Annotated in this window: 13 protein-coding genes; 9 read left to right on the top strand and 4 right to left on the bottom strand. The window is 69.0% G+C overall.

The window, feature by feature from the left end; genetic code table 11:
- Positions 1-15 precede the first annotated feature (15 nt).
- The 3 genes from SOM10_RS09475 to SOM10_RS09485 are packed head-to-tail and all read left to right on the top strand — an operon-like array spanning position 16 to position 2,761.
- The gene (locus tag SOM10_RS09475; RefSeq protein WP_056276300.1) at positions 16-624 is read left to right on the top strand and encodes a M15 family metallopeptidase; all 609 of its coding nucleotides are present in this window, start codon (positions 16-18) and stop codon (positions 622-624) included.
- Positions 621-1,769, top strand: coding sequence for an alanine racemase (gene alr / locus SOM10_RS09480; RefSeq protein WP_320489589.1), 1,149 nt, complete (start codon positions 621-623; stop codon positions 1,767-1,769). Before SOM10_RS09475 ends, alr begins: the two co-directional genes overlap by 4 nt.
- Complete coding sequence (locus SOM10_RS09485) at positions 1,766-2,761, top strand: D-alanine--D-alanine ligase (RefSeq protein WP_320489590.1); 996 nt, start codon at positions 1,766-1,768, stop codon at positions 2,759-2,761. Before alr ends, SOM10_RS09485 begins: the two co-directional genes overlap by 4 nt.
- Here SOM10_RS09485 and SOM10_RS09490 read toward each other — a convergent pair.
- Positions 2,758-5,271 (bottom strand): DEAD/DEAH box helicase, encoded by a 2,514-nt coding sequence (locus SOM10_RS09490; protein ID WP_285363751.1) that lies wholly within the window; start codon positions 5,269-5,271, stop codon positions 2,758-2,760. The two genes, SOM10_RS09485 and SOM10_RS09490, sit on opposite strands and share 4 nt — an antisense overlap.
- 164 nt (positions 5,272-5,435) lie before the next feature.
- On the bottom strand, positions 5,436-6,149 hold the full coding sequence (gene deoD / locus SOM10_RS09495) for a purine-nucleoside phosphorylase (protein WP_053098518.1): 714 nt from the start codon (positions 6,147-6,149) through the stop codon (positions 5,436-5,438).
- Positions 6,150-6,255: 106 nt separating this feature from the next.
- On the opposite strand from deoD, the gene putP reads away from it, so the two are divergent.
- Positions 6,256-7,767 (top strand): sodium/proline symporter PutP, encoded by a 1,512-nt coding sequence (gene putP / locus SOM10_RS09500; RefSeq protein WP_187248979.1) that lies wholly within the window; start codon positions 6,256-6,258, stop codon positions 7,765-7,767.
- A gap of 71 nt (positions 7,768-7,838) precedes the next feature.
- Here the strand turns inward: putP and SOM10_RS09505 are convergent, their stop codons facing one another.
- Positions 7,839-8,507, bottom strand: a complete 669-nt coding sequence (locus tag SOM10_RS09505) for a DNA alkylation repair protein (protein ID WP_053098520.1) — start codon at positions 8,505-8,507, stop codon at positions 7,839-7,841.
- A gap of 100 nt (positions 8,508-8,607) precedes the next feature.
- Between SOM10_RS09505 and SOM10_RS09510 the strand changes: the two genes are divergently transcribed.
- Complete coding sequence (locus tag SOM10_RS09510; protein ID WP_053098521.1) at positions 8,608-8,805, top strand: hypothetical protein; 198 nt, start codon at positions 8,608-8,610, stop codon at positions 8,803-8,805.
- 22 nt (positions 8,806-8,827) lie between these two features.
- On the opposite strand, the gene SOM10_RS09515 is transcribed toward SOM10_RS09510, so the two are convergent.
- The gene (locus SOM10_RS09515) at positions 8,828-9,862 is read right to left on the bottom strand and encodes an FUSC family protein (RefSeq protein WP_320489591.1); all 1,035 of its coding nucleotides are present in this window, start codon (positions 9,860-9,862) and stop codon (positions 8,828-8,830) included.
- Positions 9,863-9,979: 117 nt separating this feature from the next.
- Here SOM10_RS09515 and SOM10_RS09520 point away from each other — a divergent pair, with 117 nt between their 5' ends.
- From SOM10_RS09520 to SOM10_RS09535, 4 genes are all read left to right on the top strand, one after another.
- Complete coding sequence (locus SOM10_RS09520; protein WP_053098523.1) at positions 9,980-10,435, top strand: SRPBCC family protein; 456 nt, start codon at positions 9,980-9,982, stop codon at positions 10,433-10,435.
- A 184-nt stretch (positions 10,436-10,619) separates the two neighbouring features.
- The gene (locus SOM10_RS09525) at positions 10,620-10,871 is read left to right on the top strand and encodes a hypothetical protein (protein ID WP_053098524.1); all 252 of its coding nucleotides are present in this window, start codon (positions 10,620-10,622) and stop codon (positions 10,869-10,871) included.
- A 68-nt stretch (positions 10,872-10,939) separates the two neighbouring features.
- A complete protein-coding gene (locus SOM10_RS09530; protein WP_320489592.1) occupies positions 10,940-13,837 on the top strand; it encodes a helix-turn-helix transcriptional regulator in 2,898 nt (965 codons plus the stop codon).
- A gap of 77 nt (positions 13,838-13,914) precedes the next feature.
- Positions 13,915-14,118 (top strand): cold-shock protein, encoded by a 204-nt coding sequence (locus SOM10_RS09535; RefSeq protein ID WP_042538190.1) that lies wholly within the window; start codon positions 13,915-13,917, stop codon positions 14,116-14,118.
- Positions 14,119-14,133: the final 15 nt, after the last annotated feature.

Below are 14,133 nucleotides of genomic sequence, written 5' to 3' on the forward strand. Positions count from 1 at the left end.
TTCTTGACTGAGGACATGAACACTCGCTCCACCTCCTCACGGCGACGCCTCACCGCGATCGTCGGTGCCGCCCTGCTCGCCGTCGCTCTCACGGTCTCGGTCGTGCTGATCGGTCAGCAGTCTCTGGCGTCGGCATCCGTCGTGCCGACCGTCGCGCCGTCGTCCCTCAGCGAGGCGGACGGGATGATCCGCGAGGAGGGCGCCGTCTCGGTGTTCGACGACACGCCCGCCGTGACGAATCTCGACTCCGACCTGCTCGCCGCCGTGCGCGCTGCCGCATCCGCTGCCGAGCACGACGGCGTGCGGATGCATGTGAACAGCGGCTGGCGGTCGGCCGACTACCAGCAGGTGCTGCGTCAGGATGCGGTCGTCGAGTACGGCTCCGAAGAGGAGGCCGCGCGCTGGGTCGCCACCCCCGAGAACTCCGAGCACGTATCGGGAGACGCGGTCGACCTCGGCCCTCTCGCCGCTCAGGACTGGCTGGCACGCCACGGCGCGGACTTCGGCCTCTGCCAGATCTACGCGAATGAGCGCTGGCACTTCGAGCTGCGGCCGGCGGCCCCGGCGAACGGGTGTCCGCTGATGTACGACGACCCGACCACCGATCCCAGGACGCAGCGATGACCACGGCGCTCACCACTCCACGCCTCACCCTCTCGCGCGTTCATCCGCCGACACTGCACACGATCCCTGACGCGATCGGAGCGAACGTCGAGCGGATCCGATCGGCCACGGACGCCCGCATCATGGCGGTCGTCAAGGCCGACGGCTACGGCCTCGGCGCCGTGACCGTCGCTCTCGCGGCGATCGGGGCCGGAGCCGAGTGGCTCGGGATCACGGATGCCGAGGATGCCGCCCCGCTGCGTGCGGCGGGGATCGAGGTGCCGATCCTCGCCTGGCTCAACCCCGCCGGGGTCGACGTCGCGCAGGTCGTCGCGGATCGCGTCGATCTGGCTGTCGGCTCGGTCGAGGAGCTGCGGCAGCTGATCGCGGATGCGTCGGCGCTGCCGAACGGGTGCGTTCGCGTGCATCTGCACATGGACACGGGCATGTCGCGGGGCGGGGTACCGCTCGAGGACTGGGCAGAGCTGCTGCGGGTGGCTCGCACGGGCCGCGACTCGGGTCGTGCACGCATCGACGTCGTCGGGGTGATGGGGCACCTGCCAGACGCCGACGCCGCCGACCCGGCGAAGAACGCGCCCGCCGTGCTCCGGATGCGACAGGCGAGGGATGCCGTGCTGCGCGCCGGATTCGGTCCTCTGCTCGTGCATCTCGCGGCGACGTCCGGGACGCTGACGGATGCCGCCACGCACTTCGACATGGTCAGGGTCGGCGCCGGGCTCGTCGGCATCGATCCGTCGGAGACGGTGCCGCTGCAGGGGGCGGCGCGGCTGACGGCATCGGTCGTGCACAGCAGTGTCGTGCCGGCGGGCACCGCGATCGGCTACGGCGGCGCATATGTGACGACGCGCACCTCGCATCTGAGCGTGATCGGGGTCGGGTATGCCGACGGCATCCCGCGGGAGCTCGGTGCGGGCGCAGGGGTGGCGGTCGACGGCATCCGGTGCCCGATCGTCGGTCGTGTGTCGATGGATCAGATCGTGATCGACACGGGTGACGTCTCGATGCCGAGGGGTACCACGGCCGTGGTCTTCGGACCCGAGGGGGGCGCGGTGCCGAGTATGCAGGAGTGGGCGCGGTGGGCGGGGAGCATCCCGCACACCGTCGTGACGGGCATCGGCTCCCGCGTCGAGAGGGCCATCGCATGAGAGTACTGGTGATCGGGGGAGGGCAGAACGCCGAGCACGAGGTGTCGCTCGCCTCTGCGGCAGCGGTCGCAGAGGCCCTGCGGCTCGGGGGATACGACGTGAGCACGGTGACGATCTCGCGGCAGGGCGTGTGGGAGGTGGCGGGCGTCTCGGAGGGTGCCACCGCCGCCGGATCCCTCGCTCTCGCGATGCCGCTCGTCGCCGACTGCGACGTCGTATTCCCCGCCGTGCATGGACCCCTGGGGGAGGACGGAGCACTCGCGGCACTGTGCGGTCTCGCAGGGGTGCGCGTGGTCGGATCGGGTCCGCGGGCCGGCGCCATCGGCATGGACAAGTGGGCCACCAAGCTCGTCGCCGAAGCGGCAGGGCTGCGCACGGCACGGGGACGCGTCGTCGATGCGGCGGACTGCGGCGATGCCGAGTTCGAGGGGCCCGTGGTGGTGAAGCCGGTGTCGGCCGGTTCGAGCTACGGCGTCTCGCTCGTGCGGGGAGAGCATGAACTGGGGCCGGCGCTCCGCGAGGCGGCGCGGTTCGACCGCCGCATCCTCATCGAAGAGGTCGTGCAGGGGAGGGAGATCGATGTCGCCGTCCTGCGCGAAGCCGGTGGCGTCCGCTGGGCGGCGCCGCCGCTCGAGATCCACGCCGCCGGCCTCTTCGACACCGCCACGAAGTATGACGGCAGCGCGCGATTCACCGTGCCCGCGCAGCTGTCGACGGCCGAGTCGACCTCGCTCACGCGTGCGGCACTGACCATGTTCGACGCCCTCGGATGCGCCGGGGTCGCCAGGATGGACTTCTTCCTCACCGCCGAGGGCCCGGTGCTGAACGAGGTCAACACGATGCCGGGGCTCACCGCGGCCTCGCAGGCGCCGCGCATGTTCGCGGCGGCCGATGTGTCGTACGTCGACCTCGTGTCGCGCCTCGTGCGAGCCGCTGAGGTGCCAGGCGGTGACGGTGCGCGCCGGAGGGCCGGCCTCGAGCGGGTCGCCTAGAGGCGGTCGACGCCCGTCACGGTGACCACGGCCGCGCCCTCTTCGTCGGAGGCGGCGAGGTCGACGGTGGCCGAGATGCCCCAGTCGTGGTCGCCCGCCGGGTCGTCGAGGATCTGACGGACGGTCCACTCCGTCGCACCCTCGGTCAGGAGCAGCAGCTGAGAGCTGCGGGCGTTCGCGCCCGTGAGGATCTCGTCGTGATCGGCGAAGTATCCGTCGAGCGCATCCGACCAGGCGTCGGCGCCGAAGGTCGGGTCGAGTTCGGCGAGGGCGGCGACGTCCTCGCGGGCGGCCAGCTGCACTCGACGGAACAGCTCGTTGCGCACGAGAGTGCGGAAGGCGCGGACGTTCGATGTCAGTCTCTTCGGCGCCGGCGGAACGATCGGCTCGTCGTCCGGGCCGTGGAGCACGCCGTTGACCAGCTCCTCCCACTCGTCGAGCAGGCTCGAATCCACCTGGCGCACCAGCTCGCCCAACCACTCGATCAGGTCGCGGAGATCCTCGTCCTTCGCCTCTTCGGGGATGGTCTGCGAGGCCGCCCGATAGGCGTCGGAGAGGTAGCGCAGCACGACGCCCTCCGACCGCGCGATCTTGTAGTACGCGACATATTCCCCGAACGACATGGCTCGCTCATACATGTCGCGGACGACGGATTTCGGATGCAGCTCGAAGTCGCGGATCCACGGCTGCGCGGCGCTGAACGTCTCGAATGCGGCGGTCAGCAGCTCGTCGAGAGGCTTCGGATATGTGATCTCTTCGAGCAGCTCCATGCGCTCGTCGTACTCGATGCCCTCGCGCTTCATGACGGCGACGGCCTCGCCCCGTGCCAGGAACTCCTGCTGTCCGAGGATCGCCCGCGGATCATCGAGCGTCGACTCGACGATCGAGATCATGTCCAGGGCGTACGACCCGGTTCCAGTGCCGGCAGCCGGGTCGCGGTCGAGCAGTTCGAAGGCGGCGAGAGCGAACGGAGACAGCGGCTGGTTCAGGGCGAAGTTCGGCTGCAGATCGACGGTCAGGCGGATCTCGCCGTCGGCCGTCTGCTCGACGACGCCCGATTCGAGCAGCGTGCGGTAGATGCCGATGGCGCGCAGAGCGAGTTCGCGCTGTCGTTTGCGAGGTTCGTGGTTGTCGTAGACGAGTGCACGCATGTTGCCGAAGACGTCGCCGCCGCGCCCGATCACGTTGAGCATCATGGCGCTCGTGATCTGCATGTGCGAGGTGAGGGTCTCGGGCTCGGCATCGATCAGCTTGCGGAACGACGGCTCGCCCCACGAGACGAAGCCATCGGGAGCCTTCTTGCGCACGATCTTGCGCTTCTTCTTCGGGTCGTCGCCGGCCTTCTTGATCGCGGCGACGTTCTCGCTCTCGTGCTCCGGAGCCTGGGCGACGACGGTGCCGGCCGTGTCGAAGCCCGCGCGGCCCGCCCGCCCGGCGATCTGGTGGAACTCGCGGGCGCTGAGCTGCCGCATCCGGGTGCCGTCGAACTTGGTCAGAGCGGTCAGCAGCACCGTGCGGATCGGCACGTTGATGCCGACGCCGAGCGTGTCGGTGCCGCAGATCACGCGCAGCAGACCTCGCTGGGCGAGCTGCTCGACCAGACGTCGATACTTCGGGAGCATCCCGGCATGGTGCACGCCGATGCCCGCGCGGAGGAAGCGGGAGAGGGTCTTGCCGAAGGCGGTCGTGAAGCGGAAACCGCCGATCAGGGCCGCGATCTCGTCGCGCTGCTCGCGCGTGGCGACCTTCGTGCTCGACAGCGCCTGGGCCCGCTCCATCGCAGCGGCCTGCGAGAAGTGCACGACGTAGATCGGCGCCTGGCCCGTGCTCAGCAGGTCGTCGATCGTCTCGTGGATCGGCGTCGTCTCATAGAAGTAGTGCAGCGGAACCGGGCGCTCGACGCCGGTGACGGATGCCGTGTCACGGCCGGTCCTGCGGGTGAGGTCGCTCGACAGCTGCGACACGTCGCCCAGGGTGGCCGACATGAGGATGAACTGCGCCTGCGGCAGCTCGAGCAGCGGTACCTGCCAGGCCCATCCGCGGTCGGGGTCGGCATAGAAATGGAACTCGTCCATGACGACCTGATGCACCGCGGCATCCGTGCCCTGGCGCAGCGCGAGGTTCGCGAGGATCTCGGCCGTGCAGCAGATGATCGGGGCATCCGGGTTGACCGAGGAGTCGCCCGTGATCATGCCGACGTTCGAGGCGCCGAAGACGTCGACGAGGGAGAAGAACTTCTCGCTCACGAGCGCCTTGATCGGGGCGGTGTAGAACGAGCGGCGCCCCTCGACCAGCGCGGCGAAATGTGCGCCGACCGCGACGAGCGACTTGCCGGTGCCGGTGGGCGTCGACAGGATCAGGTTGTTGCCGGAGACGATCTCGATGACCGCCTCGTCCTGGGCGGGGTAGAGGCTGATGCCGGTCGACTCGGCCCATTCGACGAACGCCGTGTAGACGGCATCCGCATCGGATCCGTCGGTCAGCGTCGTGTGGTCGAGGATCGCAGGCATGGTCTGTCGATCATCCCACCTCCGGCAGGGCACCTCCTGCGAAGGGGAACACGTGCTGTGCAGGAGCGGATGCTGGATGCGGTCCTTCGCAGCGTGAGATCTCCTTCGCTGCGAGCCTGCGAGCCTGCGAGGGAGCGAGCGCGCCGGCCCCGGCCCGCTTCGCCTCAGACGGACGTCGCGGCGCGCAGCGCGATGCGGATCATGTCGCCGAAGGTCTGCTCGCGCTCTTGAGCGGTGGTCTGCTCGCCGGTGACGATGTGATCCGACACCGTGCAGATGGCCAGAGCGCGACGCCCGTGGTACGCGGCGAGGGTGTACAGCCCCGCGGCCTCCATCTCCACTCCGAGGGCGCCGTGCTGCACGAACGGCTCGGTCAGCTCGGGTCGGGTGCTGTAGAACTGGTCGCTCGAGAACAGCAGACCGACGTGGACGGCCGAGTCCAGGGGCTCGGCCTCGCTCGCCTCGACCGCCGCGCGCAGCAGTCCGAAGTCCGCGACAGGTGCGTAGTCGAGTCCGTGGAAGCGCACCCTGTTGATGCCCGAATCGGTGCAGGCGCCGTTCGCGATGATGATGTCCCGCACCTGCAGCTTCTCGGTCAGCGCCCCGCACGAGCCGACGCGCACGATCGTCTGCACGTCGTACTCCTCGAACAGCTCGGTCGCATAGATGGCCATCGACGGCTGACCCATGCCCGAACCCTGCACCGAGACGCGGTGGCCCTCCCAGGTGCCGGTGAAGCCCAGCATCCCGCGGGTCTCGGAGTACAGCTCGGCGTCGTCGAGGAAGGTCTCGGCGATCCACTTCGCCCGCAGCGGATCGCCGGGGAACAGGACGACGGGGGCGATCTGACCGGGCTGTGCGGCGATGTGCGTGCTCATGGCTTCAGCGTAACCAGCGGTCTCTGCGTGGCGCGCCCGGACCACAGCATCCGCCTTGAGATCATCGGTACCGAGCGGTGATCGGCACCGCGGAAAAGGGACGACGATGTCCGATCAGATCTTCTTGTACGGGGCGCTCGGGCTGTACTTCGCCGGCATGCTGCTCATCGGATACTTCGCCTACAAGCGCACCTCCGACCACGAGGACTACATGCTCGGCGGACGCAACCTGCCGTCGTGGGTCGCCGCGATCAGCGCCGGTGCGGCCGACATGTCGGGCTGGCTCGTGATGGGTCTTCCCGGCGCGATCTACGCCGCTGGACTGATCGAGGCCTGGATCGCGATCGGGCTGACGATCGGCGCCTACCTCAACTGGCTGCTGGTGGCCCCACGGCTTCGCGCCTATACCGAGGTGTCTCGCAACTCGATCACGATCCCGAGCTTCTTCGAGAACCGGCTCCGCGACACCAGCCGGTCGCTGCGCATCGTCTCGGGGCTCATCATCCTGGTGTTCTTCACGCTGTACATCTCGTCGGGCATGGTCGCCGCCGGCGTCTTCTTCGAGAGCTCGTTCAACGGCGACTACCTGTTCGGGATGCTGCTGGTCGGCGGCATCACGCTGCTGTACACGCTCTTCGGCGGATTCCTCGGGGCCTCCCTCACCGACGTCGTGCAGGGGCTGATGATGGTGATCGCGCTGATCGTCGTGCCGGTCGCCGCCGTCATCGCGATCGGCGGACTCGAGGAGACGTCGACGCTCATCACCGAGAACGCCGGAGAGGGATTCCTGTCGCTGCTCGGTGGAGGGGCCGTCACCGGCGGCACCTTCCTCGCCATCGCCTCGGCCCTGGCGTGGGGCCTCGGGTACTTCGGGCAGCCGCACATCATCGTGCGCTTCATGGCGCTGCGCTCGCCGCAGGAGGCGAAGAGCGCGCGTCGCATCGGCATCTCCTGGATGGTCGTCTCGATGTTCGGCGCGATCATCTCGGGCCTCGTCGGCATCGCCTACATGGCGCAGCAGGGCATCACCCTCGACAACCCCGAGACCGTGGTGCTGCTGATGTCGCAGACGCTGCTGCATCCGTTCGTCGCCGGACTCGTGCTGGCGGCCGTGCTCGCGGCGATCATGAGCACCGTGTCGAGCCAGCTGGTCGTGTGCTCGTCTGCGCTGGTCGAGGACCTCTACAAGGTGGTGCGCAAGACCCCGCCGTCCGACAAGCGGCTGGTGCTGCTGGGCCGCCTGGCGGTGCTCGTCGTCGCGATCATCGCGATCATCCTCGCGATCACGCCGAACGACTCGATCCTCGGGCTCGTGTCGTTCGCCTGGGCGGGATTCGGTGCCGCGTTCGGCCCGATCATCCTGCTCAGCCTGTTCTGGCGCAAGCTCACGAACTGGGGTGCTCTCGCGGGCATGTTCGTCGGAGCGGTCACGGTGTTCGTCTGGAAGGCCCTCGACACCGACCTGTACGAGCTGCTCCCCGCGTTCGTGTTCGCGTTCGTCGCGGCCGTCGTGGTGAGCCTCGTCACCTACACGCGCAACGACGACATCGAGAAGGAGTTCACCGACGCCGAAGCGATGCTGACGGCACCGCGGGCCGCAGTCGGCAGCGCTCGCTGACGGACGCAGGGCTGAGTCGCGGGACGCAGGGCTGAGTCGCCGGATGCGAGGATCAGCCCTCGCATCGGGTCTCAGCCCTCGCGCCGCCGCACGATCTCGCCGATCCAGATCGGCGCGAACGGCGAGGTGCAGCCGGGCGCGGTGGGGTAGTCGGCGAGCACCTGCAGGCGCTCACCGATCTCGAGCGCCCTGGACCGCAGCTCCGGGTGGAAGATGCCGATGTTGGCGAGCGTCTCGTTCATCGCCCACTGCAACCGCGAGGGCGCGTTCTGCAGATCGCGCTCGATCAGATCGAGCAGGTGATCGAGGTCGAGGCCCTCGGCATCCTTCGCGACGCGCACCGTCGTGAGCGACCATGCGGCCGCGGCGACGGTCGGGTCGGAGTCGTCGAACCAGCGCAGCCGCAGCTCCTCCGCGAGGGGGGTCTTCTTCGCGACGTAGTTCACGAACCAGTCGTTGACCTTGGGGGCCTGAGTCTGTCGCAGCATCGCGTCGAGCTCGTCGGCGGTGAACGCGCGCGGCGTGCAGATCAGCAGCGCCAGCAGCCGGGCGGCGGTGTCGCCGGTCGCCCACAGCTCTTTCGCCAGGGGCTGGTCTGTCTTGATGCGCTTCGCGAGGGTGCGCATGCGGCTGAGATTGATGCCGTGGTCGTCGCCGCGCTTCTCGTTCGCGGCGCGCATCTTCGGATCCTCGAGGGCGGCGAGCTCGGCCAGAGCCTCGGGAACGGTCATGTCGGACATGTCACCAGGGTAGGCCCGGAGCGCTTGTCAAGGCCCGGGCTTCTGCGGGCATGCGGCCCTAACCTCGCAGGAGATCGAACTCCGACGAAGGGAAAATGCCATGACTCGCGACAGTGACGACATCAGCACCGACCGCAACGACATCAGCACGGAGCCGTCGCCCGGCCCCGAGGAGAACGACAACCTCGGCGCCGAGGACAACAAGGGAGAGCCGCCGACGGTCGTCCCCTCCGGCTCGGGCGACGAGAGCGACGACGACGACGGCGACGTGCTCGCCGACGACCCCGAGCAGGACTGACCGGCGCCGCCGCGTCGCCCTGTCATTCCTCGTCGACGAGCTCCGCGCGGATGCGCCTGAGGTCCTCCATCAGCGACCCGATGAGGATCCAGTGCGTCGACGAGGGCGGCCGGATGACGAGAGGCGCGGTCAGTGCCGGGATCGCCGAGGTCAGGGCCTCGGGCTCCGGGGACACGTCGGCGATCTGCACAGCCAGTCGCACATCGTGCCCTGCGCGCCGCAGCTGCTCCGCGATGGCCGTGACGGCCGGCTCCTCGCCGATGGAGTCGTCGTAGTGGTCGAAGTAGGCGCGCGTCATCCCGATGGTCTGCGTCACGATGGGCGTCAGCCGTTCGAGCAGTGCGCGCATCTCGACGAGCTCTTCACGGTGCGTCGACCGGCGCGGGTTCAGAGTGAGGGATTCCTCACCCGCAGCGATGGATGCCTCTGCCGCGTCCTTCATCGGGCGCAGCAGTCTGGCTTCGAGCATGAGCTGATGCAGCGTGGCGGGAGTCTGGGGTTCGGGTAGAGCATCGGCGAGTCGGTCGAGGCTCGAGGCGAGCTCGCGGCCCAGCAGCCCGAGATCGCGTCGGGCCGGGGCGACCAGCACGGGCGGCACGATCAGGGCGTTCACGACGATGCCGATGACCACGCCGATCAGGGTCTCGAAGATGCGCGCGATCGCATAGTCGGGAGTCGAGCCCAGCGCGAGCACGAGCATCGCCGAGATGGCCACCTGGTTGCCGGTGCCGGGCGTCGCCCGGAAGGCCCACGCGACGAGCATGGCCACCACGATGGCGAGCAGCACGATCCAGCTCGGTGACCCCAGGAGAAGGCCCAGGGCGACCGCGATCACCACGCCGACGATCACGCCGATGCTGCGTTCGAGCGCCTTCGACAGCGACTGGTTGACGCTGGGCTGCACGACGAGCAGAGCGGCGATCGCGGCGAAGACGGGGAGCTGTCCCGGAACCACCCATCCCGCGAGCATCCATGCGGCGATCGTCGCCGCGGCGGACTTCACCACCTGCAGCAGGGGTGAGCGCTTCGAGGCGCGGATCGCGGCGTGGATGCGCATGCCTGCAACGCTACTCGGCTAGCGAGTGCCGTCAGGGGAGATGTCAACCCCGTCGCCAAGAGTCGTCGAACGCCGCTGAATGGGATGACACGACCGACGAACAGTGAGGAGCATCACATGGTGCAGATCATCGAGACCATCGACGTACACGTTCCCATCGACGTGGCGTACAACCAGTGGACGCAGTTCGAGAGCTTCCCGCAGTTCCTCGACGAGGTGGAGTCGATCGTCCAGCTGGACGACACCCACACCCGCTGGAAGGTGAACGTCGGCGGCGCGACGCGCGAGTTCGACGCGGAGATCACCGAGCAGCACCCCGACGAGCGAGTCGCGTGGAACAGCATCGGCGGTGAGACCGAGCATGCGGGCGTCGTGACGTTCCACAAGCTCGAAGACCTCACGACCCGCGTGACCGTGCAGATCGACTGGGAGCCCGAGGGGCTTCTCGAGAAGGTCGGCTCGCTCGTGGGCGCGGGCTCGCACGCGGTGAAGAAGGATCTCCAGAACTTCAAGGAGTTCATGGAGAAGCGCGGCACCGAGACCGGTGCGTGGCGCGGCGACGTCGACGCCTGATCGACCCCTGAGCTGAGGTCCGAGCGGTGGTGCCCCCATCACCGCTCGGACCTCTTTCGCTGCCCGGAGGACGGCACGCCCGGCGTCGACTAGGGAATTCACGAACGGAAGATAGGGCATCCTCCCGATGTCGTCGGGGTGACTCAGAGCGGATTCTGAGGACATCGCACACCGAGGAGATGTCATGTTCGAGCACCCGTATCTCGCCTACAGATCGACCGAGTTCGACCAGGAGCAGCTTGCTCGCGCGGCAGAACGCCGTCGCGTCATCGAGGAGCGCAGCGATCAGCTGGTCCGCAGGCAGCCCGGCCCGGTCCGGCGTCTGGCCGGCCGGCTGCTGCACACGACCGACGCATCGCGCGACGCGGCGACGGATGCTGCACGGCAGCCCGAGCGCCGCGCATCCGCGGGCCGCGAACCGGCTCCTGCCCGGTGATCGTCGCTCCGCTGCGGGCAGACGGCAGCGCGACACCGGATGTCGGAGGGGAGTGGCACGATGAATTCATGCCCCCGTCCGCTCCCAGCGCCGCGATGGTCGGCCGAGAGACCGAGCTCGCGACCATCCGCGAGCTGTTCCGGCGAGCGGTCGACGGGGTCCCGGTGGCCGCGCTCATCGAGGGCGAGGCGGGCATCGGCAAGTCGCGACTGCTGCGCGAGTTCAGCACCGAGGTGGCGAACCGCGCAGACGTGCATGTCGGCTGGTGCCTCGATCTCGGGGCGTCGCGCACGCCCTTCGGGCCGCTCGCCGGCATCCTCCGGTCGATCGTCGCGAGCATGGGCGCCGACCGGGTGCGGGAGGAGATCGGCGTCGGCGTCGAGGCGCTGGGCATGCTGCTGCCCGAGCTCAACCCCACCGAGCGATCGCAGACCAGCCCTGACCGCCTGCGCGATGCGATCGCGGCGCTCATCGAGGCGGCCGCCGAACACGCGCCGCAGGTGCTCGTCGTCGAAGACCTGCACTGGGCTGACGAGTCGACCCTGGCGCTGCTCTCCTTCCTGCTGCGCACCCTCGGGCACGGCCGCATCCTCCTGATCCTGACCTGCCGCTCCGACGACGTGCGACGCGGCGATGCCGTGAGCCGCTTCATCGGCGAGTCCACCCGCGCGCGTCTGCTCGAGAGGGTCGCGATCGATCGGCTCGACACCTCGGCTGTCCGTGCGCTCGTCGAATCGCTCACCGGGCAGCCCGTGACAGACGCGGCGCTCGATCGCATCCACGATCGAGCCGAGGGCGTGCCCTTCTTCGTCGAAGAGCTCGCCGGGTGCTCGACCGGTCCCCTGCCCGGCAGTCTGCGCGACCTGCTGCTCGCCCGATTCGACCGTCTCAGAGACGACGCCCGGCGGGTGGTGCAGGTCGTCTCGGGAGCCGAGCGTCCGCTGACCCACCCGCTCGTCACCCGCCTCGCGGGTCTGCCCGAAGCCCGCCTCGACGAGGCGATCCGCGAGGCGACGCTCAGCGGCATCCTCGTCGTGGTCGACGACGACTACCGGTTCCGGCATGCGCTGCTGCGCGAAGCCGTGCACGACGATCTGCTCCCGGGCGAGAGAGCGCGGCTGCATCGGGCGTATGCCGAGGCGCTCGAGGAGAACTGCTCAGGGGCCGAAACAGCCGACTCCGCCGCGCTCGCCTATCACTGGCAGCTCGCGCAAGACGACCGGCGAGCGCTCGCCGCGGCCGTCACCGCGATGGCCGACGCCAAGTCGCGGTTCGCCTTCGCGAGCGCTGCCCGCTTCGGCGAGCTCGCCCTCGACCTGTGGATCCAGGTGCCGGATGCCGAGGTCGTCGTGGGTGTGGCGCGCCTCGAGGTTCTGCGCACTCTCGGTTCCGTGCTGCGCAACGCGGGAGACGGAGAACGGGCGCTCGCCGTGGTCGACCTCGCGCTCGCCGAGGTCGATCCGACGACGGTCGACCCCCGCATGCACGCCCGGCTGCTGCGCGACAAGGCGTACTACACGATGAACCTCGGCCGCGCCGGCGCGGTCCCGCTGCTGCAGCAGGCGCTCGAGATCCTCGAGGCGGGCGTCGACGACGACCGGCTGCGCGCCTCGGTGCTGAACCAGCTCGCCAGTCGCTACATGATCTCGGGGCGACTCGACGAGGCGATCGCGTTGGCCGCGGAGGCGGGCGAGCGGGCCGCGCGCGCCGGGTCGGACGACGAGGCATCGATCGCCGCGAACGTCCGGGGCGGAGCCCGCGCGCACCTCGGCGACCTCGACGCGGGGCACCGCGAGTACGCGCTCGCCCTGCAGCTCGCCAAAGGCACGAACGCCGAGATGAGATACCGGGTCAACTATTCGGATCTGCTCGGCCTGCTGGGGCGCTATCGCGATGCCGTCAGGGTCGCCGAAGAGGGGCTCGCGCCCGCGCGCGCTTTCGGCGTCGAGCGCACCACGGGCGCGCTGATGACGCAGAACATGGCCGTGCCACTGCTCGAGATGGGCGAGATCGAACGGGTCGAGGGGATGCTGGCGCGCGAGCTCGCTCAGCGGACTCTGCGCATCTCGCACATGTACTCCACGATGACGCGCGTGCGGGTGCTCTCCTGGCGAGGCAGACACGAGGAGGCGGCCGAGATCCTTCGCGAGTGGCACCCCGCGTTCGAGGAGACCGGTCGGGTCGAACGTCAGATCTGGTACGACGAGGTCATGATGCGCGTGGCCGTCGCCGAGGGGCGGGGCGACCTCGCGGGTGCTCTCGGTGAGGTCAGGGCGATGCTCGCCGATCAGGGGCCGGTGTCCCTGCATCAGCGTCGACTGCTGCTCGAGGCGGCATGGTTCATCGCCGAGCTGCGGGCATCCGGCGTCGAGGTCGAGGCGGCGGTCGCAGACGTGCGCGACGCGTGGCACGCCCAACCTCCGCAGCTGCGAGGCGACAGGTGGGAGACGATCCTCGAGGCATTCCTCTTCCCGTCCGTCGCAGCCCTGCGCCAGGCGGTCGAGCACGCAGACGACCGCGATGTGCCCGTGACGTTCGCGGTGACCACGCGTCTCGCTCTCGCTCGCGCACTCGTCGACGCAGGAGACCGAGGGGAGGCGAGCGCCGTGCTCTCGGCCGCGATGCGCCAGGCGGAGCGCCTCGGCCACGTTCCCCTGGGGCGGATCGTCGGTGGTTTCCAAGCGGCGGCTGGCCTCGCCGCAGCATCCGGCACCGCATCCGGCACCGCCGGCATCGAACCGGATGTCGACCCGCTCACCGCCCGCGAGCGGCAGGTGCTCGAGCTGATCGCCGAGGGTCTGAGCAACCGCCAGATCGGGGAGCGGCTCTTCATCAGCGTCAAGACGGTGAGCGTCCACGTGTCGGCGGTGCTGCGCAAACTCGGGGTGAGCACCCGCACCGAGGCGGCTGTTCTTCAGAAGAATCCGAACTTCCGGGACACCGGTCAGCCTGCCGTGGTACGTTGAGCAGGCGCGTATGTCGGACGTTCCGTCACGGCGCGGGCCGCGCAAGCGGCCGTTTGAAAACAGAAAGTAGAAAACACATGGCCACTGGCACTGTGAAATGGTTCAACGCGGAAAAGGGCTTCGGCTTCATCGCTCCCGATGACGGCACGGACGACCTCTTCGCCCACTACTCGGCAATCACCGGCTCCGGTTTCAAGGAGCTTCGTGAGAACCAGAAGGTCGAATTCGACGCTGAGCGTGGCCCCAAGGGCATGCAGGCTGCGAACATCCGCGCTCTCTGAGCGCGCATAGGCTTC

The sequence above is a fragment of the Microbacterium sp. CFBP9023 genome, assembly GCF_034045055.1.
Lineage (GTDB): Bacteria > Actinomycetota > Actinomycetes > Actinomycetales > Microbacteriaceae > Microbacterium.